Genomic DNA, 20,394 nt, shown 5'->3' with positions numbered 1-20,394 from the left:
CGTGGTGTCACCGGCGGGCGCGGCCCGGGGCCCCGCCCGGCGCGGGTGCCACGTGTCCTGGCGCGGAAGCCTCAGTTCCCGGTTCGGGCGCCCCGGTGCTCCGGCATCCGGAAGTAGATCATCGGGTTGTCGGTGCTGGTGCGCACGGGCTCGCCCAGCCCCAGGTCCTCCCGCAGCTCCAGGAGGGCGGTGTGGGGCGCGGGGGCCTTCTTGCGGGAGGGGGTGAAGAAGTCCGTGCCGTTCTCGCGCAGCCACGACAGCACCACGGCGCCCTCGGTGAAGGGCAGGGCCCGCTTGCCGTGGAAGACGTCGTGGACGCTGACCGGCGTTCCCGGGGCCACGCGCGGGAACAGCGCCTCCAGGTACCACCTGGCGAACCGCCCGTTGTGCGCGGCGTCCACGAACAGGTACCCGATCCCCTCGGGGACCTGGGACATGTTCTCGCGGATGTCGCCCTTGTGGAACTCCCACCGCCCCAGGGACAGCTCGGAGGGCACGTTCGCCACCACGTTGTCCACGATGTCGAAGGAGTGCAGCGTCCCCCCGCCGTTGTCGCGCAGCGCGGACAGGATCCACGTGGTGGACCAGCCGTGGAAGGTCCCCAGCTCCATCACCGTGTCCGGCCGCGTCTCGCGCAGCAGAAGGTAGGTGATCTCCGCTTCCAGGTCGTCCAGCTGCGGCGTCATCCGCCCGCGCGTGCGGCGGAGGAACTCGCGCTGCGCGTCCCGGACCTTCGCCAGGGGGTCCCGGTACCTGCGGTACAGGTCCCCGATCAGCGCCAGGTCGATGTCTCCCATACCGTCCCCACTCCAGTGTCGCTCGATGGTCGCTCTGCGTGAACGCGCGCTTCAACCTACCCGCGACCCGGGGCCCCACACCGCTTCACGACGCCCTTCCCGGCGCGATTCCCGGACATTCTCGCGCATTCTCCTCCCCAAGTAGGAGGTTCCGTCGCCCGGACGGCTCCGGCCGGTCCGCAGGGGGGACGCGTATTTCCTCCTCCGGGCCGAAGCGCCGTGAGCGGGGCCGACCTAGGGTCGGGAGCGTCGGCAGGGAAGAGGGGACCGCCGGGACCCGCCCGGCACGCGACGGGGAGGACCGATGGCCGCCACCGGCGGGACGGGCACGACGGCCCGGACGGACGCGAGCACCGCCTCCGGCGTCCTGGACGCGGCCCTGGCCTGGCTCACCGACCACGCGGAGTGGTTCGGGCCGCGCTGGGACGACCACTTCCCGCCGCGCGACTTCGCCGGGGCCACCGTCATGGAGCTGCTCATGCTCTGCCGCCTCCTGCGCCGGACGGACCCGGCCCCGCCCGGAGCCGCGGAGCTGGAGCGCGCCGCCGCGGAGCTGGCCCGGGACGCGGTCGCCGCGACCGCCCCCGGCGGGGAGGGTGAGAACCCGCCCTACCGGCTGTGGACGGCGGCGCTGCTCGCCGACCTGGGCCGTCCGATGGACGGGCCCCTCGCCGACGCGCGGGCCCTGGCCGAGCGGCGGCCCCCGCGGCCCCCCGGCTCGGGGGCCTCGCCGGTCCTGGCACTGGAACTGCGCCACATCCTCGACCTGGCCGGGCTCGCCGCCCCCGCGGACCTGCCCGGCACCGCGCCGCTCTACGACGCCTGCGTGGCCGAGCACGCGGGCGGCACCGGCGAGTACGACGCCTACGGGGTCACCCACGCCGTCCTGTACGCCACCGACTTCGGGGCCCGGCCGCTGCCGGGGGACGCCGCGCGCATGGGGCGCGTGCTCGACGGCCTGCTGCGCGCCTACCTGGACGAGGACCACCTGGACCTGGCCGCCGAACTGCTCCTGTGCGCGCGGATCGTCCGAGGGGGGCCTCCCGCGCTGGAACGGCGGGCCTGGGACCGGCTGGCCCGGGCCCAGCGCCCCGACGGCTCCCTGCCCGGTCCGCCCTTCGACGCCGGGGTCCTGGCCGGGCGCACGGGGGAGCGGGCCACCGCCTACGTCTTCCGCACCTGCTACCACACGACCCTGGTCACCGCGATGGCCGCCGCCCACGCCGGAGCGTCCGCGCGCCCGTGAGCGCGGGCCCCGCGACGAGAGGAGCACGTCCATGGCCGACGCCCCGACACCGTCGGCGTGCCCCGTGAGCCTGCCCACCGCACGCGAGCACGCCCTGGACCCGCCGCCCCGCTTCGCCGAACTGCGCGAGAGGTCGCCGATCACCCGGTTGGCCCTGCCCGACGGGACGCGGGGGTGGCTCGTGACCGACTACGAACTGGCCTGCGACGTCCTGGTGGACCAGCGCTTCAGCGCGCGGCAGGACATCCGCGTCCCGCCGCCGGGGCAGGCCCCGGCGCCTCCCGCGGCGCCCGGCTTCTTCGTGCGGATGGACGCGCCCGAGCACACCCGCTACCGCAGGCGCCTGGCCGGGCAGTTCACCCGGCGGCGGATGCTCCTGCTGGAGTCGCGCATCGGGGAGATCGCCGAGGAGCACGTGGAGCGCATGCTCTCGGCGGGCCCGCCCGCCGACCTGGTGACCGACTACGCCCTGCCCGTGCCGTCACTGGTCATCTGCGAGCTGCTCGGCGTGCCCTACGGGGAGCGCGAGCGGTTCCAGCGCGACACGGCGGTCGCCTTCGACGTGGGCCAGCCCCGGGAGCGGGTCTCGGCGGCGCTCGCCGACCTCAACGCCTTCCTGGCCGACCTGGTGCGCCGCAAGCGCCGCGAACCGGGGGAGGATCTGCTCAGCGGGTTGCTGGACGCCCCGGACCTGACGGACGAGGAGGTCGCGGCGATGGCCTTCCTGCTGCTGGTCGCCGGGCACGAGACGACGGCGAGCATGCTCGCCCTGGGCGCGTTCGCCCTGCTCACCCACCCCGGGCCGTGGCGCGGGGCGCTCACCGGCACCGACCCGAAGCCGATGACGCGGCTGGTGGACGAGCTGCTGCGCTATCTGACGATCATGCAGTTCGGGGCGATGCGGGTGGCCCGCGAGGACCTGGAGGTGCGCGGGGAGCGCGTCCGGGCGGGAGAGGCGGTCGTGGTCTCCCTGTCCGCCGCCAACCGCGACCCGCGGGCCTTCCCCGGACCCGACGTGCTCGACCCGGGGCGGGAGCGCCCCATGCACCTGGCCTTCGGCCTGGGCGCCCACCACTGCCTGGGCCACCAGCTGGCCCGGACGGAGCTGAGGCTGGGATACGGCACGCTGTTCCGGCGGATACCGGACCTGCGCCTGGCCGTCCCGCCGCACAGCGTTCGTATGCGCGACAGCTCCGCGGTCTACGGGGTGCACTCCCTTCCGGTCGCCTGGGGCGGGTGAGGGCCCGGGCTTTAGGGACGGGATTCCAGAAAGAGGGGAATTCCCCGTCCGATACTCACGGCGATATCTTATGGAAAAGGGAATGGTTGCGGATTGAGGCCGCTGGGCAGGGCGGGCCTGCTCGGGTGCGATTGTCCGCGGGATGGGGAAATGAGGATCCCGGCGCAATGCTCGGACCTCGGTGATCGGCGAACACGGGCCGTGACCGGTTTTTTCGGGTTTATTCTCCGATGGCCACATGCGGCCACGGGCGAAGGGTTTGTCCGTAGGGGATCGGGGATTTAAGGACGGCTGGCTTCTTTCCAATGGACAACCCCGGGTTCCCCCGCCCCCACGCCCCGGAGGTTTCGCACGAAAAGGGGACAGGTCCACTGATTACCCGCGTACTGATTATCGGTGACCAGGACGTAGTGAGGCTGGGACTGTGTACGGCCTTCGAAGCGACGCAAGACATCAAGGTGGTCGGAACGACCGGCGACCTGCGAGTGGCGGTGGCCAGGGCGAGGCAGCTCCGTCCCGACGTGGCCGTCGTCGACATGGCGGCGCTGGGGGAGAGGGGGAACGAGGTGGTCCACGAGCTCTCGGAGCTGGACGACCCCCGCGTTCGCGTCCTCGCCCTGGCGGTGCCCAACGACAGGGACAACCTCGTCAGCTGCCTGCGGGCCGGCGCCTGCGGCTACATCCTCACCGGAAGCGACATGTCCGTCATCACCGACGCCGTGCGCTCACTCCGGGAGGGGAACACCGTGCTCGACCCGGCCGTGGTCGGCACGGTCGTGGAGGAGTTCGTCCGCTACGAGGCGGCGGTGTGCGTCGGGGCGGACGACCCGGACTCGTGCTGGAAGGAGCAGTTCACCGACCGCGAGAAGGACGTGGTCGCGCTGGTCGCCACCGGCGCCAGCAACGCCGAGATCGCCGGGGTCCTCGGCCTGTCCGAGACGACCATCAAGTCGCACGTGTCCAGCGTCCTGGCCAAGCGGGGACTGCGCAACCGCGTCCAACTGGTGGTCTGGGCCTTCCGGAGCGGGCTCGTCCCGGTCCGGGGCAGGGACGCGGTGCTCTAGCGGCGCCCGCCGCCGGAGGCGGGCAGAACGGCCTTCCAGACGCGCGGTGCCGGTGGAGGGCCGCCGCGCGACCCCCTGACCCCGGGTGCTCCGGTCCTCAGGACCCCTCCGCGCCCCGGGCGGAGCGCGACTCCACCAGGACCCGGACGCCGTCCAGGACGCGTTCGAGGCCGAACGCGAACTCGTGGTCGGACGAGTAGACCGTCCTGTGCTCCCTGCCCACCGTGCTGCCCACCCGTGAGGCGAGCGGGTAGTCGCTGTCCCGGGTGAACGCCGCGAGCAGCGGGCCGTGGGTGCTCCACCACTGGCCGTCCGTCATCCCCGTGGCCCGTTCGGTCTCGCTGACCGCCGCGGCCTGGCTGGCGGCGCCCTCCGCGTAGCTGTTGACCAGGCTGACCGTGGAGTCCATCTCGACGTCGGACAGCCCCAGGCCGTCCACGGCGGACAGCTCGTACTCGTACTTGGCGATGAGGTGGGGACCCAGGAGGCGGCCCCGCGGGGTCTGGAGCATCCAGGGGTGGCGCAGGAGCAGCCGCCAGTTCGCGTACGCGACCGCGCTCAGCCGTTCGCGCCAGTGCTCGGGGCGCTCGCCGTCCGCGTACATGTCGGCGTAGGCGGCGTCGAGCATGAGGTCGACCAGCTCGCCCTTGCCGGGGACGTAGGTGTACAGGGACATGGTCCCCACGCCCAGGCGTTCGGCGACCTTGCGCATGGACAGCGCGGCGAGACCTTCGCTGTCGGCCATCTCCGAGGCCACGGCCACGATCCGGTCCACGCTCAGATCCGGTTTGTTGCGGCGGCTGACAGGCTCCTGGGTCCGCCACAGCAGGGCGAGACTGCGCGCGGGGTCGCCGCTCTTGGTGTACTGCGTGGGCATCGGCCGTCCTGCTCTCGGTCCGGTGTCCGGCCAGTCTAGGGCGTGTTCCACGGGCGCACGCCCCGCTGCGCGCGCCGCGGGGGCCGGGGCGTCGGGAGGCGTGAGCGTCGGGAGGTCGGGCGCGTCCGGCCGGGAGCGTCCCGGCCGGACGGTGGCGGGCCGGGGACCGGGCCCGCGGGCGGAAGGCGTCCGCCCCAGCCGCCGGACCCGTCAAGGACCCCGCCCGGTCAGGCCCCCGGGCGGAAGGCGTCCGCGTTCTCCCCGACCCACTCGGCGAACGTGCGCGCGGGCCTGCCCGTCACCTCCTCGACGGTCTCCTGGACCCTGGTGCCGACCTCGGGCGGGTCGGTGACCAGCTGGAGGCCGAAGGCCACGTACTCCTCGTCGTGGCCCAGGGCGCGCAGCCGATCGGCCTCCTCCTCCAGGGTGAGGCGGACCAGCCCGACCTCGCGGCCGATCCCGCGCGAGAGCGCGGCCACCCGCTGCGCCGGGGTCAGCGCCTCGGGGCCGGTGAGGGGGTAGGTGCGGCCGCCGTGGCCGTCCTCGGTGAGGGCGGTGACCGCGACGGAGGCGATGTCGGCCTCGTGGACCAGGGCGCTGGGCGCGGTGCGCGCCTCGCGGACCACGCCCTCCGCGCGGACGGAGTCGGCCCAGTCCAGGGTGTTGGCCATGAACTCGACCGGGTGGAGCAGGGTCCAGGCCAGACCGCTCGCGGCCAGGGCTTCCTCCACCGGCCCCGGGTAGAAGTCGCACAGCACCGACACCCGGCGCACGCCCGCCTTCTCGGCGAGTTCGACCAGGCGCGGCGCCGAGGTGAGGGGGCTGTGGTCGTCCCCGCCGAAGGTGATCAGGTGCAGCCCCGTGACCCCTTCGAGGTGCGGGGCGAGGGTGTCCGGGGCGGTGAGGTCGCCGCCGACGACCTGCGCGCCCTCGGGCAGGCGGGCCCTTCCGGGGGAGCGGGTCAGCGCGCGTACGGGGTGTCCGGCGCCGAGCAGCTGCCCGACGACGTGGCGTCCGACGTTTCCGGTGGCTCCGGCGACGAGGAAGGTCATGGCTCTCCATCCGTCCAGTGGGGGATCCTGGTTTCCGTAAACCGTACAGTACGGTGTACGGGAAAGGCGTGCAAGAGGAGGCGCGGCGCCCGAGGGGGTGCGGGGCTGGCGGGCGGTGCTGTGCTTTCTTCCCCGTCCGGGCCGGACGCCGAGCCCGCCTCGGCGGCTCCGGGTCCGGGTCGGGATCAGGGCGTACGGAAGGCGCCCCCGGGCGGCGCCGCACCCGGGGCGGGAGGAAGGCGCCCCGGGCGGCGGGTTCTCCCGTGTTCGGTCCGGGGCGCTGGGGCGGCGCCGGGTTCAGGACCTGCGGACGAAGGCGCCCCGGGCGGCGGCCTCGGCGGTGACCAGGGCGGCCAGGTCCAGGTCGGCGGACGTGACGGGCTCGCGGCTGACGAAGAGGCGGTAGTAGACCGGTGCGACCGCCGAGCGCACCACCTCCTCGGCGTCGGTGCCCTCGGGGGCCTCGCCCCGGGCGACGGCCTCGGTCACCAGGACGGCGGCGCGCGCGTGGCGGTCGGCCATGAACACGCGCAGTGCCCCGGCCACGCGCGGGGAGGCGAAGGCGGCCGCGACGGAGGCCGCGGACATCGCGCCCTCGGGGGCCTCGGTGAAGCCGTGCAGCACGGTCGCGTTGAGGGCCCGCAGGTCGGTGCGCAGTGAGCCGGTGCGCTCGGGTTCCCAGTCGCGGGTGGTGGACCACTCCAGTGCCGCGGACAGGAGGCCGTCCACCCCTCCCCAGCGGCGGTAGACGGTGGCCTTGTGCACGCCCGAGCGGGTGGCGACGCGTTCGGCGGTGAGCCCGGCGTAGCCGTGTTCGCCCAGCTCGTCGAGGGTGGCCTGGAGTACGGCGGCGGTGTTGCGCGCGGTGCGGCCGCCGGGTCTGGCGGCGCCCGGGGTTTCCGTGTCAGAGGTCATAACGCAACTCTAGTTGCATTTGCCGCCTTCACGTGTCATGCTCCTTACTGCGACAACAGTCGCATCAAGTTCTCTCGAAGGAGGAGATCACGATGGGCCGATTCCGCCGCACCCAGGGTCCCCGGCAGTTCTCCACCACCATCGAGAGGTCCGCATGTCTTCCGCCTTCTCCGTCGTCTGCACGGGACTGTCCTTCGCCTGGCCCGACGGCACGCCCGTCCTGACCGGCCTGGACGCCGCCTTCGGCGCCGGGCGGACCGGACTGGTCGGCCGCAACGGCAGCGGCAAGTCCACCCTGCTCCGCCTCGTCGCGGGGCGGCTGGCCCCGGCGTCGGGCACGGTGTCCGTGGACGGCGACGTCGGCTACCTGGACCAGGGGCTCACCCTGGACACCGGCCGCACCGTCGCCGAACTGCTGGGCGTCGACCGGGCCCGCGCCGCGCTGCACGCCATCGAGGCGGGCGAGGCCACCGAGGAGAACTTCGCCGCCGTCGGCGAGGACTGGGACGTGGAGGAACGCGCCCTGGCCCAGCTCGAACGGTTCGGCGTCGCCCTGACGGGGGACGCCCCGCTGGACCGCCCCGTCGGCACCCTCTCCGGAGGGGAGGCCGTGCTGGTCGCGCTCGCGGGGCTGGCGCTGCGCCGCCCCGCCGTCACCCTGCTGGACGAGCCCACCAACAACCTGGACCGCCACGCCCGGGAGCGGCTCCACGACGCGGTCGCGTCCTGGCACGGGGTGCTCGTCGTGGTCAGCCACGACCGCGAACTCCTGGAACGCGTCGACCAGATCGCCGAACTCCGGGAAGGGAGGATCCGTGTGTGGGGCGGCAACTACTCCGCCTACACCGAGCAGCTCGCCGCCGAACAGGACGCGGCCCGACGCATGGTGCGCGTGGCCGAGGCCGACGTGCGCCGCGAGAAGCGCCAGCTCGCCGACGCCCAGGTCAAGCTGGCCAGACGAGTGCGCTACGGCAAGAAGATGTACGACACCAAGCGCGAGCCCCGCGTGGTCATGAAGCAGCGCAAGCGCGACGCCCAGGTGGCGGCGGGCAAGCACCGCGTCATGCAGGAGGCCAAACTGGTCGGGGCCAGGGAGGAGCTGGGCCGGGCGGAGGACGCCGTCCGCGACGACGACGCCATCCGCGTCACCCTGCCCGGCACCGAGGTCCCGGCCGGGCACGGCGTCCTGGAGCTGGGCACTCCGGGCGGCGGGCGGCTGTACCTGCGCGGGCCCGAACGGGTGGCGCTGGTCGGGCCCAACGGGTCCGGAAAGACCACCCTGCTGCGGGCGGTGGTAGGCCGGGGCCGCCACCCGCAGGCCGAGGTGGTGCACGCCGCCGACCGGATCGGCTACCTGCCGCAGCGGCTGGACGTGCTGGACGACGGCCTGAGCGTGCTCGACAACGTGCGCGCGGCGGCGCCCTCCGCCACGCCGCACCGGGTGCGGGCCGGTCTGGCCCGCTTCCTCATCCGCGGGGACCGGGTGGACCAGAGGGCGGGCGACCTCTCCGGCGGCGAGCGGTTCCGGGTGGCGCTGGCCCGGCTGCTGCTCGCGGACGAGCCGCCCCGGCTGCTGGTGCTGGACGAGCCCACCAACAGCCTCGACCTGGACAGTCAGCGGCAGCTGGCCGAGGCCCTCGCGGACTACCGGGGCGCTCTGCTGGTGGCCAGCCACGACCACGCGTTCCTGCGCGAGGTCGGGGTGGGCCGCTGGTGGCGGACCGAGCGCGGGCACGCTCCGGTGGAGGCGTCCGGGGCCGACTGACGGGGGGCGGTGGCGGGGCGCCGGCGCCCCGCCACCGGGCCGTCCGTGTCCCACGGAGCCACCGGTGTCCCGTCAGCGAGCCGACGCCGGGGCGCGGCCGGAGCGGTCGGCGGCGGAGGTCAGGCGGGCTTGGCCGGGCAGGCGACCAGGTGGTCGTCGACCACGCCCACGGCCTGGAGGTAGGAGTAGACGATGGTGGTGCCCACGAAGGTGAAGCCGCGCTTCCTCAGGTCCTTGCTGACCCGGTCCGACAGCGGGGTGCTCACCGGGACCTCGGAGGGTTCGGTGAAGCGGTTGACCACGGGCGTTCCGTCCACCCAGCCCCACAGGTAGGCCGCGAAGGTGCCGTACTCCTCGCGCACGTCCCCGAAGGCCCGGGCGTTGCGGGGGAGCGAGGCCACCTTGAGCCGGTTGCGGATGATCCCGGCGTCCTGGAGGAGCCGGTCGGTGTCCTCCCGGCCGTACTCCGCGATCCGGTCCCGGTCGAAGCCCTCCAGGGCCCGCCGGTAGTTCTCCCGCTTGTTGAGCACGGTGGACCAGGACAGCCCGGCCTGCGCGCCCTCCAGGACGAGCATCTCGAACAGGTGCGCGTCGTCGCGGGAGGGCCTGCCCCACTCCTGGTCGTGGTAGGCCCGCATGAGCTCGGAGGACCCCCGTGCCCAGGCACAGCGCTGGTCGGACATGGCGGCTCCTCGGGGTCGGCGGCGGTGGCCTCCATGGTGCCGCAGGCCGGAGACAGTCCGGGCGTGGCCTCCGGTCGGGGCACGGGGGCGCGAAGTCCCCTGTGGCCGGAACCGGACACGCACGAGGACCGGTCCGTCACCTAGGATGAACAAGGTATCTCGACGTAGAGATATCTGGTGTCGGCGCCGTACGCGGCTCCGCGCGCCTCCCCCCGACCCCCCGGAGGTCAGCGCACGTGGGTGCTCTGGAGATCACGAACCTCAGACGTGTCTACCGGCGCGGGGGAGGTGAGGAGCTGGAGGCGCTGCGCGGCGTCAGCCTGGAGGTCCCCGAGGGCGAGGTGCACGGTCTGCTCGGCCCCAACGGCGCGGGCAAGACCACGCTGTGCAAGATCATCTCCACCGTGCTGCTGCCCACCTCCGGCACCGTCCGGGTGCTCGGCCACGACGTGGTCACCGACACCGCGGGGGTGAGGAACTCCCTCGGCATCGTGTTCGGCGGCGACAAGGGCGCCTACGACCGGCTCACCGCCCGGCAGAACCTCACCTTCTGGGCCGGGGTGTACGGCCTCCGGGGCGCCCGACGGCGCGGTCGGGTGGACGAACTCCTGGAGCGGATGGGCCTGGCCGACCGGGCGGACGAGCGCGTCGGCGCCTTCTCCCGGGGCATGAAGCAGCGCCTCCACCTGGCGCGCGGCCTGGTCTCCGACCCCGGCGTGCTCATCCTGGACGAACCCACGGTCGGCATGGACCCGGTGGCCGCCCGCGACTTCCGGGCGCTGGTCGCGGAACTGCGCAGCGGCGGGCGCACCATCCTCATGACCACCCACGACATGGCCGAGGCGGCGGCGCTCAGCGACCGGGTGTCCCTCATCGACCAGGGCGGCCTGGTGCTCACCGAGAGCCCCGAGACCGTCGGCCGCCTGGTCTCCTCCTACGAGCGGGTGGACGCCCGCGGCGTGCCCGGTCCCCTGCGGGAGCGGCTGGCGGCCCTGCCCGGCGTGGTGTCGGTCCGGGAGGCGGACGGCGCCGGGATCCGCGTGGAGACCGACCACCCCGACGCCACGCTCGCCGTGCTGCGCGCCCTGGTGGACGCCGGGATCGGCGACGTGTCGCGCAGCCGCCCCAGCCTGGAGGAGGTCTACCTGCACCTGGTCGGGGACCGGGGGATGGCGGTGGACACGTGAGGTCCCTCGCGCTCGGCTTCGGCCTGGGCTTCTCCTTCCAGACCCGGCGGATGGCCGGGAGCGTGGACAGCTACTTCGCCCTGGTCGGAGCGCCCTTCTTCACCGCCGTCTTCCTGTCGATGGTCCTGTACTCCGGCCGCGCGGACCTGGCCTCCTACACGGTGGTCGCGCCCACGCTGATGACCCTGTGGACCGCGGCGCTGATGTTCGCCGGGGAGATGATCAGCGACGACCGGGACAACGGCCGCCTGGAGCCCCTGGTGGCCTCACCGGTCTCCGTCCCGATGCTGGTCTTCGGCCGCCTGTGCGGCGCGATGCTGGTCTCCGTTCCCGCCTTCGCGCTGTCCGTCGGGGTGGCCGGGCTGCTCTTCGGCTTCTGGGTCACGGTCCACCACCCGGTGGTGTTCGTGCTCGCGGCCGTGACGACCGCACTGTCCACCGCGGCCACGGCGACGGCGCTCTCGGCGCTGTTCATCGCCGCGCCCGGGGCCCGGATCGTGCAGAACACCCTGTCCATGCCGGTGTTCCTGCTCAGCGGCGTGATGGTCCCGGTGGCGCTCTTCCCCGGCTGGCTGGAGGGCCTGAGCCGGGTGCTCTACCTCTCCTGGGGAGCGGACCTGATGCGCGACGCGCTCGAACCCGGACCGGTGGAGTCGGTCGCGCCGCGGCTGGCCGCGGTGGTGCTCCTGGGCGCCCTGGCCCTGGCCTTCGGATCGGCCACCCTCGCCCGATTCCTCCGGCGCGCCCGCGCCGAGGGAACCCTGTCCCGGATCTGAGGGGAAACCGTGATCACGCACGCCGCCACCACGGTCCGCCGGGCCGCCGTCCTGGCCCGCGCCGACATGTCCTTCGTCTACACCTGGCGGACCTGGCTCTTCGGATGGCTGGTCCGACTGCTGACCCAGGTGGTCTTCTACAGCCTGGTCGGGGTCCTGGTCGGCGACCCCGAGTTCACCGCCTACGTCGTCCTCGGCGCCGCGGTGCTCATCTGCGTGTCCGAGACGATGCTGGCCACCGCCTCGACCTGCTGGGACAAGCACCAGGGAACGCTGGGACTGCTGGCGGCCTCCCCGGTCGAGCCCGGCCTGTTCTTCTTCGGCCGCAGCCTCCAGTGGCCCGCCTCGGCGACCGTCACCACGTCGATCGCCCTGCTGGCCGTACCGCCCTTCTTCGGGGTGGTCTGGGAACCGTGGCAGGTGCCGGTCCTGGTGGGCGTCGCGGCGCTGACCGCGCTGAGCAGCTACTGCATGACCCTCCTCCTGGGGTCGGTCGCGCTGGTCTTCTCCGAGGCGCGCAACGTCATCAGCACCATCGCCACCCTCTACGTCACCGCGTTCTGCGGGGCGATGGTGCCGCTGGAGTACTGGCCCGCCCCGGTCCGGTGGGTGGCCCAGGCGGTGCCCGCCACCCACGGCCTGGAGGCGGTCCGGCTGGTGGAGGGCGGCGGCACCGCCCTCCAGGTCCTGGCGGCGCTGGGGGCGATGGTGCTGGCGGCACTGGTCTGGTTCACGGCCGCCTTCTTCTCCTTCCGCCTGGTGTTCGCCCGTGCCCGGTCCGGAAGGAGCGTCCTCGACTGACACGGGCGTTCCGACCCCGGACGCGGTGTCCCGACCGCCTGCCGGCACCGGCGCGCCGCCCCGCCTGCCGGGCGGGTGAGCCGCCCCGTCCGACCGCGAAGGGCCTCCGCGTCCGGGACTCAGGCGGTGCCGTGCCAGGATCTCCACAGGGCCGCGTAGGCGCCTCCCGCGTCCACCAGTGCGTCGTGGGTGCCCAGTTCGGTGATCCGGCCGTCCTCCACCACCGCCACCCGGTCGGCGTCGTGCGCGGTGTGCAGCCGGTGCGCGATCGCGATCACCGTCCTGCCCTCCAGTACCGCCGCGAGGGAGCGCTCCGCGGCCCGGGCGGTGGTGGGGTCCAGCAGCGAGGTGGCCTCGTCGAGCACCACCGTGTGCGGGTCGGCCAGCACCACCCGGGCCAGGGCCAGCTGCTGTGCCGCCGCGGCGTCCAGCGCCGTACCGCCCGCGCCCAGCGGGGTGTCCAGCCCCTCCGGCAGCTCCCGCGGCCAGTCCGCGTCCACCGCCTCCAGCGCGGACAGCAGGTCGGCGTCGTCGGCCTCCTCCGAGGCCAGGGCCAGGTTCTCGCGCAGCGTCCCCGCGAACACGTGGTGCTCCTGGTTGACCAGGACGATGCGGCGGCGCAGCTCCTCCGGGCCCAGGTCGGCCACGGGCACCCCGCCCACCAGCACGCTCCCCGAGTCCGGCGCGTCCACCCCGGCCAGCAGCCGCCCCAGCGTGGTCTTGCCCGCCCCCGAGGGGCCCACGACCGCCAGCCTCTCGCCGGGCCGCACCGTCAGGTCGATCCCGCGCAGGACGTCCGTACCCGCCGTGTAGGCGTAGCGGGCGCCGCGGACCTCGATCCGGTCGTCGGCGGGTGCGGGGGCCGCGCCCAGCGGAGCCGCCACCCGCCCCACGCCGCGCACCCGCGCGAACGACGCCCCGCCCCGCTGCAACTGCTCCACCCAGTACATGATCCCGGTGGCGGGCTCCTCCATCTGCCGCATGTAGAGGCAGCAGGTCACCACCACCCCCAGGCTCACCCCGCCCTCCAGGTGGAGCAGGCCGCCGCCGAGCAGCACCACCACGGCGGGCAGGGAGAACGCGGCGTCGGCGACGGGGAACAGCACCGACCGCAGGCGCAGGGTGCGGCGTCGCGCCCCGTACAGCTCCAGGGTGTCGCGGTCGGTACGGGCCACCCGCTCCCGGCGCAGCCCCAGCGCCTCCACGGTGCGCCCGCCCTCGGCGGTGGCGGTCACCCCCGCCAAGGCGGTCGAGGCGGCCGCCCCCTCCGCCAGGTAGGCGGCGCGCGACCGGCGCAGGTACCAGCGCAGCGCCCACCAGAGCGGGGGCACGACCACCAGGACCAGCACGCCCAGGGACGGGCTGAGCCAGAACACCGCCGCCAGCAGGAAGAGGATCTGCAACAGGCCTGGGAACACGTCGGGGACGGCGCCGCGCAGGGTCGTCGCGATCACCCCCATGTCGCCGGACGCCCGGTTGGTGAGGTCCCCGGTGCCCGACCGCTCCACCACGCGGGCGGGCAGGGCCAGGGCCCGGTCCACGAACTCCTCGCGCAGCCGCGCCAGCGCCCGCTCCGCGAAGCGGAACGCGCCCAGCCGCGCGTACCGGGTCAGCACCAGCTGGGCCAGCGCGCAGGCCAGGACGGCGGCGGCCAGTCCGTCGACCACCGCGATGGTGGCCCGCCCGGCCTCCAGGAGGTCGATGATCCGGCCCAGCAGGTAGGGTCCGGCCAGCCCGGCCGCACTGGCCAGGCAGGTCAGCGCGAGCGTCGCGGCCAGTCCCGCGCGGTCGGCCGACACCAGCCGCCAGGCGTCCCGGCGCGCCTGGGCGGGCTCCGCCACCGGCAGCCGTCGTCCCTCCTCCCCGGTGCGCGTCCTCCGCCCGCCGCCGGTGCTCCCGCCGGTTTCCGTACTCACGACCGGTTCCCCTCGTCCGCTCCGCGCAGGACCAGCGCCCGGTAGTCCGGCCGCGTGGCGACCAGCTCCCCGTGCGTGCCCACCGCCACCGCCCGCCCCTCATCCAGCAGCACCACCCGGTCCGCCCGCGCCAGCAGCAGCGGCGAGGTGCCCGCGACCACGGTGGTGAGCCCTTCGCGCGCCTCGTGCAGCCGGGCCGCGACCAGCGCCTCGGTGTGCGCGTCCACCGCCGAGGTGGGCTCGACCAGCAGCAGCACCTCCGGCTCGGCCAGGACCGCGCGTGCCAGCCGCACCCGCTGGCGCTGCCCGCCGGACAGGTTGCGGCCCTGCTCCTCCACCGCCGAGTCCAGCCCGTCGGGCAGGGACGAGACCACGTCCAGCGCCCCGGCCGTCCGCAGTGCTTCCATGACCTCCTCGTCGGTGCGGCCGCCGTGCACCGCGACCACCTCGCGCAGCGGACCGGCGAACAGGTAGGCCTCGTTGTCGCCGACCAGGACGCGGTCGCGCACCCTCTCCACGTCCATGTCGCGCAGCGGCACTCCGCCCCAGGTGGCGTCGGAGTCGGTGTAGCGGCCCAGACGGTCCACCACCGGTGCCGCGTCCCCGGGCCGGAGCGGCACCAGGGCGGTCATCGACCCCGGCGGCACCCGGGTTCCGCTCCCGGGGTCCACCAGTTCGGCGGGCCCCTCCGGGGGAGCCGCGCCGCCGCCCTCCAGCAGCGAGGGCCCGGACCGCAGCACCCGCACCACCCGCACCAGCGACACGTGGCCGTGGGTGAGGTCGCTGGCCGCCTCCACCAGGAAGAACACCGGCATGATGAGGACGGCGACGTAGCCGTACACGGCGACCACCTCCCCCACGGTGATCTCCCCGGCCACCGCGAGCCGGGCGGCGATCCAGGTGACGGCCGCCAGGAAGACCACCGGCAGGCAGGAGCTGACCGCCTCGAACCAGCTGTTGGCCGCGCCGAGCCGGTACCCCTGGCGCAGCAGCGAGGCCGAGCGCTCCCGGTACCGGGCGGCGAACCGTTCCCTGCCGCCGATGCCGGACAGCACGCGCAGCCCGGCCACGATGTCGCCCGCCAGGGCGGTCAGCAGTCCCTCCCGTTCCCGGTAGCCGCTCTGCCCGCCGCGCAGGCCGCGCAGCAGCGGTCCCAGGGTGAGGGCGAGCAGAGGCACGCCGACCAGTACGACCGCCGCCAGCAGGGGGGACACGGTCAGGAGCAGGACGGCGACCGAGGCGTAGGCGATCACCGAGCCGACCCCCGGCCCGGTCATGGTGAGCATCTGCGCGATCCGGCCCACGTCCAGGGCCTGGACGGTGGACAGCTCCCCGGAGGAGAGCCGCCGGGGCAGCGCCGCGCCCAGCCGGGCCGCGTGTCTGGCCACCACGCGCATGGTCCGCAGGGAGGCGTCCATCCGCACGAGCGTCATGGTGCGGTGCCGCATGATCGACACGGCCGCGTTGAGGATCCCCGCGCCCGCCAGCGCGCCCGCCCACAGCAGGAGGGCGCCCCGGTCCCCGGCGCGCAGGCCGTCGTCCACGGCGCGGGAGAGGAGGTAGGGGGTCGCCATGAGGCCGATCATCCAGACGGTTCCCCAGCAGGCTCCGGCCAGGACCCTCCACGGCTGGGAGGCGATGAGCCACCACAGGTAGCGCCAGGGGCCGCGGGCGTCCGGCGTCCCGGGTTCGGGCACGCGCGAACGCGGGCCCGGGGCGGTGGCGTGTGTGCTGGGGGCGGTCGCCGTCCCGGTCACGGAGCCCTCCGTTCGGATCGTCGGATCAGCGGTTCTCGCTCTGCCTCCTTCAGGAAAACAGGGCCGCCGTCGCTCCGGAAGGCGCATCCGCCTTCTGTGGACGACTCAGGAGTCCGGCCCTTGCGCGCGCCCTTAGAAGCCTCATCAGTAACAACAGAAACATCAATATCAGTTTTCACAAAAGAAACAGAATTCCCATGTGTGGATGATTCTTGTAACGCGTGCGTCACGAAAACCGGCTAAAGCCATAAATCCGGCGAGAGCGCGCATCATATGTCGGTGGTGGACCGGAACGGGAGCGAACAAAGGGAGGCCAACGGGTCGTGGCGAATGGCGCGCAGGTGCCGGACGGTCATGAGACACCGGTCGGGCAGGAGGCGCAGGCCGTCTGCTACAAGGAACTCGTGGACCCCGGCTGGTCGGGGCCGCCGGGCCGCAGACGCCCCATCCTGCTCGTCCACGGTCCCCGGGGGTACGGCAAGTCCCACTTCGCCCTGCACAAGGCCCGCGAACTGGAGAGGCTCGGCGTCCCCCACGCCCACCTCGACCTCGCCGACGTCAGGTACCACTCCAGCGTCCCCGACGCCTTCGCCGCGATCTCCTCCCACCAGGAGAGGGGCCTGGCCCGCGCCCTGCGCTACTACGGACGCCTCCAGTTCCCCCGGCTCTGGATCAGCCTGATCACCATCCGACTGGAGATCGACCCCGACGGGGAACCGGCCGACGAGGGCGACATCAGGAGCCGCAACGACCGGGCGCACGCCGAGATCACCGCCCTGGTGGACCAGGTGTGGCCCAGCGGCATGGGGCGGCTGAGCAGGTTCCTGAGCGAGGCGGGCGACCTCATCCCGCCCGCCGAGCTGGTCGGCGTCGACCCGCTGCCCGTCGACCTCGCCCGGTGGGCCGCCGCCGTGTCGGGCGTGGGCGCCCGCGTCCTGGAGCGCGTCTTCGAGTGGATGCGCGCCCAGGGCCAGGGCGGGCAGGCCCGGGAACAGGTGGCCGACTCCTTCTACCACCTGTGGCTCCAGGCGCGCGAGCCCGACGCCGTGGACGCGGTGTCGCGTATCTCCAACCGGGAGAAGGTGGCCCGCTTCCTGAGCGAGGCCCTGTTCACCGACCTCCAGCACGCGGCCAGGCGCGTGGGCTACCAGCCCACCCCGGTCCTGCTGCTGGACAACGCCGACCGGGGCGTGGGGCCCGTGCTCCTGCGGTCCCTGGCCGAGGTCCCGGCGCCCTTCGCGCGGAGCGGGTTCTTCGGCGGCGTCGGCTTCCCGGAGCCGCTCACCGTGGTCGCCACCACGTCCGAGACGGTCGACGGCGTGCCCCTCCAGCGGTTCTACGAGGACACCCGGCAGTACATGCGCCTCTCGGCCCTGGAGCCGCTGGACCGGCGCGCCGTCGGCGAACTGTTCTCGCGCGCCCGCTCCCGGGCCAAGGGCAGCGGCCACGTCTCGAACGAGATCGTCGACATCCTCGCGGACTTCACCGGAGGGCACCCCGGAACCACCGCCCAGCTCGCCGACGCCTGGGTCGCGGTCCGGGGCACCAGCCTGCACGCCGCGCTCGCCCACCGCCCCGTCGACCCGGTCACCAAGCTGGAGTCCGCCGTGACCGTGGAGGAGGGCATGCTCGCCACGGCCCTCGGCGTCGATCCGGACCGCCTCGACCAGCGCCTGCGGGAGGCGCTGGTCACCTGCTCAGCCGCCAGGGACGCCGACGCGGGGCTGTGGCTGAACCGATCGGGCGGACTCACCGAACGCGTCGAGGAGGACCGCCTCCTCGAATACCCCCTGTGGGACCGCGCGGCCCCGGAGACGACCACCGTGCTGCGCCGCCTGCTGTCCCGCAGCCTGGCCCGGCGCCCGAGCGGAGCCCCGGGCGACTGGGACGCCGTCCACCGCAGGCTCGCCGACCACTACCAGAGCGGGGAGTCCGACAACCGGCGCTCCGCCGAGTGCGCGATCTACCACCGCCTCTGCGCGGGACAGCTCACCCGCGTGGCCTGGCACCTCCAGGGCTGGCTCAAGGCCCCCGACATCGGCGGGGAGGAGTGGGTCCGCCTGCTGCGCGCCGTCACCGCGGCGCCCCTGCGGGTCCGCCCGTCGTTCCCGCTCCTGGACGCGTGGACGCACACCTGGCAGCGGCACGCGGACCCCGAGGGCGCGGAGGAGACCGAGACCGTCCTCAAGCTCGTCGCGGCCCGCCAGATCCTCAACGACCCCGACCTCTTCCGCTCCGGAGCGCTGCACTCGGTCTGCCACATGGCGCTGAACGACCTCGCCGGACGGACGCCGAAGGGAGCCGCGCACATCTTCGACGAGGCGGCGTGGCACCTGCGGCTGGTCGCCAAGTTCGGCGCCAAGGCGTGAGCTACCGACCACCACAGAAGGGACGACCATGACCGGCCCCCACGACGCGCCCCTGTCCCCGCACGTGCCCGGCGGACCGGGCTCCCTCGTACGCAGGTGGCTGCGGCGGTGGTGGAAGCTGGCCGTTCCGGCGCTGGCGCTCCTGCTGCTGGTCCCGGTCGCCCTCTACTGGGACGTGTTCACCTGCGGCGGGCCCGGAAGCGGCGTGCGTCTGTCCGAGGGGCAGTGTGTGGGCGTCACCGACGGGTCGTACGTCTACCACGAGGAGTACGCCGAGGTGCAGGCCGACATCGCCCGCGAGAACGCCCGGGTGGCGGAGGAGGCGGACGGGCACGTCGTGCGGATCGCCCTCCTGGGCACGCTCACCTTCGGCGACGTCAGCCCCATGGACCCCATACGCATGGTCAGGTCACTGGAGGGGGCCCACACCGCCCAGATGCGGGCCAACCACACTCCCCACTTCGGTGACCAGAGCCCGGCGATCCAGCTCCACCTGGCGAACATGGGCGGACAGCAGGAGAGCTGGGAGCCGGTGGTGGACGAACTCGTGGCCATGGCCGGGGACGAGGAGAACCCCCTCGTCGCGGTCGTCGGCATGGGGGTGAGCGTCAGCTCCACCCGGGACGTGGCCGCACGCCTCGACGTGCACGGCATCCCCATGGTCTCCGCCGCGGTCACCGCCGACGGACTGGCCCATCCCGAGACGCCGGGCCTGATGCGCGCCGCGCCCAGCAACACCGAGTACGTGCGGGCGCTGCGCGCCTACCTCGACGACCTGGAGGAGGCGCCCCGGGCGAGCCTGGTCTACGACGCCAACGAACCCGACCTGTTCGTCTCCTCCCTGCGCGAGGCCTACGAGAACCAGCTCGGCGTGTACATCACCGGGCACCCCCAGGAGTACACCGGCACGACCGTCGGGGACCCGCCGCGCGCGGGCCTGTTCCACACGGTGACCCTCAACGTGTGCGCCTCGGACACCGACACGGTGCTCTTCGCGGGGCGGGCTCCCGACCTCAAGGAGTTCCTGGCCTCCCTGGCCAGCCGGGCCTGCGCCGACCAGCCCTTCCGGGTGCTGTTCTCCGTGATCGGCCTGACCGCCGTGGACGACGAGGAGGTGATGGGCTACCTGCGCGACGGGGACATCACCCTGGTCTACGCCTCGTCGGTCGATCCGCGCTGGAGCACGGGGCGGGTCCCCGAGAACGCGCCGCCGCACTACGCGTCGTTCGTGAGCGCCTTCCACGAGTACGTGGGGGACGAGGACCCCGACGCCCTCAACAACGGATACGCCCTGGTCAACCACGACGCGTTCGCCGTGGCGGCCAGTGCGGTGCGGATGACCAACGGGATGGACCTGGACGGCGGGCCGCCCACCGCGGAGGAGGTGGCGTCCCAGCTGATGCTGCTCAACAGCGCCCACGAGGTCCGGGCGGGCGGCGGGACCCTCGGTTACAGCGACGAGTACGGCGGGGAGGCGGTCGGGCGGTACGTGCCCGTGGTCGAGCTGCCCCTGGAGGGGGAGGAGCCCAGGGTCCACCCGCACGTCATCGGTGGTGCCGCAGGGGTGTGACTTCCTGGTTCTGGGCGGCTCGCTGATCGTGTGCCCGTTCGGCACGGTGAACGCGTGGGCCTGTGTGGAATCATCGGTTGGATAGGACTCGGCTTTGCGGGTGGAATGTCTGTTTCTCGGGAAGTGGGAAATTCGGCTGCTTGCCGCTGGTAAGTTCCCAGTTCAGCGAGTCTGCTCCCCGCGCACGCGGGGATGGTCCCTGCGCACGGTCGATCTCCAGGACGGTCTCAGACTGCTCCCCGCGCACGCGGGGATGGTCCCGGGACGTACTTCATGACCATGGGCACCACCAGCTGCTCCCCGCGCACGCGGGGATGGTCCCGGCCAGCTCACCCACTCGGGGGACGCCCGGCTGCTGCTCCCCGCGCACGCGGGGATG

General features: G+C 73.7%; 16 protein-coding genes and 1 CRISPR repeat array (1 of these 17 only partly in view). Of the genes, 9 read left to right on the top strand and 7 right to left on the bottom strand.

Annotated features, from left to right (window positions below):
* Positions 1-71 precede the first annotated feature (71 nt).
* On the bottom strand, positions 72-797 hold the full coding sequence (locus tag EV372_RS09830) for a class I SAM-dependent methyltransferase (RefSeq protein ID WP_130395766.1): 726 nt from the start codon (positions 795-797) through the stop codon (positions 72-74).
* 304 nt (positions 798-1,101) lie between these two features.
* On the opposite strand from EV372_RS09830, the gene EV372_RS09825 reads away from it, so the two are divergent.
* From EV372_RS09825 to EV372_RS09815, 3 genes are all read left to right on the top strand, one after another.
* Positions 1,102-2,043 carry a DUF6895 family protein gene (locus EV372_RS09825; protein WP_130395765.1) on the top strand — a complete coding sequence of 314 codons (942 nt, stop codon included), beginning with the start codon at positions 1,102-1,104 and terminating at the stop codon, positions 2,041-2,043.
* A 31-nt stretch (positions 2,044-2,074) separates the two neighbouring features.
* Positions 2,075-3,283 (top strand): cytochrome P450, encoded by a 1,209-nt coding sequence (locus tag EV372_RS09820; protein WP_130395764.1) that lies wholly within the window; start codon positions 2,075-2,077, stop codon positions 3,281-3,283.
* A 371-nt stretch (positions 3,284-3,654) separates the two neighbouring features.
* A complete protein-coding gene (locus EV372_RS09815; RefSeq protein WP_486484146.1) occupies positions 3,655-4,347 on the top strand; it encodes a LuxR C-terminal-related transcriptional regulator in 693 nt (230 codons plus the stop codon).
* A gap of 97 nt (positions 4,348-4,444) precedes the next feature.
* Here EV372_RS09815 and EV372_RS09810 read toward each other — a convergent pair whose 3' ends face one another.
* From EV372_RS09810 to EV372_RS09800, 3 genes are all read right to left on the bottom strand, one after another.
* Positions 4,445-5,224 carry a TetR/AcrR family transcriptional regulator gene (locus EV372_RS09810; protein WP_130395763.1) on the bottom strand — a complete coding sequence of 260 codons (780 nt, stop codon included), beginning with the start codon at positions 5,222-5,224 and terminating at the stop codon, positions 4,445-4,447.
* 227 nt (positions 5,225-5,451) lie between these two features.
* Positions 5,452-6,276, bottom strand: a complete 825-nt coding sequence (locus EV372_RS09805) for an NAD(P)H-binding protein (RefSeq protein WP_130395762.1) — start codon at positions 6,274-6,276, stop codon at positions 5,452-5,454.
* Between the two features lie 297 nt (positions 6,277-6,573).
* On the bottom strand, positions 6,574-7,191 hold the full coding sequence (locus tag EV372_RS09800; protein ID WP_130395761.1) for a TetR/AcrR family transcriptional regulator: 618 nt from the start codon (positions 7,189-7,191) through the stop codon (positions 6,574-6,576).
* Between the two features lie 154 nt (positions 7,192-7,345).
* Here EV372_RS09800 and EV372_RS09795 point away from each other — a divergent pair, with 154 nt between their 5' ends.
* Positions 7,346-8,956, top strand: coding sequence for an ABC-F family ATP-binding cassette domain-containing protein (locus EV372_RS09795; RefSeq protein WP_130395760.1), 1,611 nt, complete (start codon positions 7,346-7,348; stop codon positions 8,954-8,956).
* 119 nt (positions 8,957-9,075) lie between these two features.
* On the opposite strand, the gene EV372_RS09790 is transcribed toward EV372_RS09795, so the two are convergent.
* Positions 9,076-9,639 carry a DNA-3-methyladenine glycosylase I gene (locus tag EV372_RS09790; protein WP_130395759.1) on the bottom strand — a complete coding sequence of 188 codons (564 nt, stop codon included), beginning with the start codon at positions 9,637-9,639 and terminating at the stop codon, positions 9,076-9,078.
* 236 nt (positions 9,640-9,875) lie between these two features.
* Here EV372_RS09790 and EV372_RS09785 point away from each other — a divergent pair, with 236 nt between their 5' ends.
* From EV372_RS09785 to EV372_RS09775, 3 genes are read left to right on the top strand one after another with little or no spacing between them, the layout of a single operon-like run.
* A complete protein-coding gene (locus EV372_RS09785) occupies positions 9,876-10,826 on the top strand; it encodes an ABC transporter ATP-binding protein (RefSeq protein ID WP_130395758.1) in 951 nt (316 codons plus the stop codon).
* The gene (locus tag EV372_RS09780) at positions 10,823-11,602 is read left to right on the top strand and encodes an ABC transporter permease (RefSeq protein ID WP_130395757.1); all 780 of its coding nucleotides are present in this window, start codon (positions 10,823-10,825) and stop codon (positions 11,600-11,602) included. The genes EV372_RS09785 and EV372_RS09780 overlap by 4 nt, the downstream gene beginning before the upstream one ends.
* A gap of 9 nt (positions 11,603-11,611) precedes the next feature.
* Entirely contained in the window at positions 11,612-12,403 is a 792-nt protein-coding gene (locus EV372_RS09775) for an ABC transporter permease (RefSeq protein WP_130395756.1), read from the top strand.
* A 119-nt stretch (positions 12,404-12,522) separates the two neighbouring features.
* Here EV372_RS09775 and EV372_RS09770 read toward each other — a convergent pair whose 3' ends face one another.
* Together EV372_RS09770 and EV372_RS09765 are read right to left on the bottom strand one after the other, a co-directional pair.
* Positions 12,523-14,319, bottom strand: coding sequence for an ABC transporter ATP-binding protein (locus EV372_RS09770; RefSeq protein ID WP_372497258.1), 1,797 nt, complete (start codon positions 14,317-14,319; stop codon positions 12,523-12,525).
* On the bottom strand, positions 14,316-16,076 hold the full coding sequence (locus EV372_RS09765) for an ABC transporter ATP-binding protein (RefSeq protein ID WP_197044393.1): 1,761 nt from the start codon (positions 16,074-16,076) through the stop codon (positions 14,316-14,318). The genes EV372_RS09770 and EV372_RS09765 overlap by 4 nt, the downstream gene beginning before the upstream one ends.
* A gap of 323 nt (positions 16,077-16,399) precedes the next feature.
* On the opposite strand from EV372_RS09765, the gene EV372_RS09760 reads away from it, so the two are divergent.
* The gene (locus EV372_RS09760) at positions 16,400-18,445 is read left to right on the top strand and encodes a hypothetical protein (RefSeq protein WP_486484123.1); all 2,046 of its coding nucleotides are present in this window, start codon (positions 16,400-16,402) and stop codon (positions 18,443-18,445) included.
* Between the two features lie 28 nt (positions 18,446-18,473).
* Complete coding sequence (locus EV372_RS09755; protein ID WP_130395755.1) at positions 18,474-20,015, top strand: type 1 periplasmic-binding domain-containing protein; 1,542 nt, start codon at positions 18,474-18,476, stop codon at positions 20,013-20,015.
* A 171-nt stretch (positions 20,016-20,186) separates the two neighbouring features.
* A CRISPR array of direct repeats spans positions 20,187-20,394; the repeat unit is 29 nt; unit sequence CTGCTCCCCGCGCACGCGGGGATGGTCCC (it continues 188 nt past the right edge of the window).

It is taken from the genome of Nocardiopsis sp. CNZ308 (genome assembly GCF_004217075.1).
The sequence above is the reverse complement of the archived record's forward strand: the minus strand, read 5'-3'. Positions and strand labels throughout refer to the sequence as shown.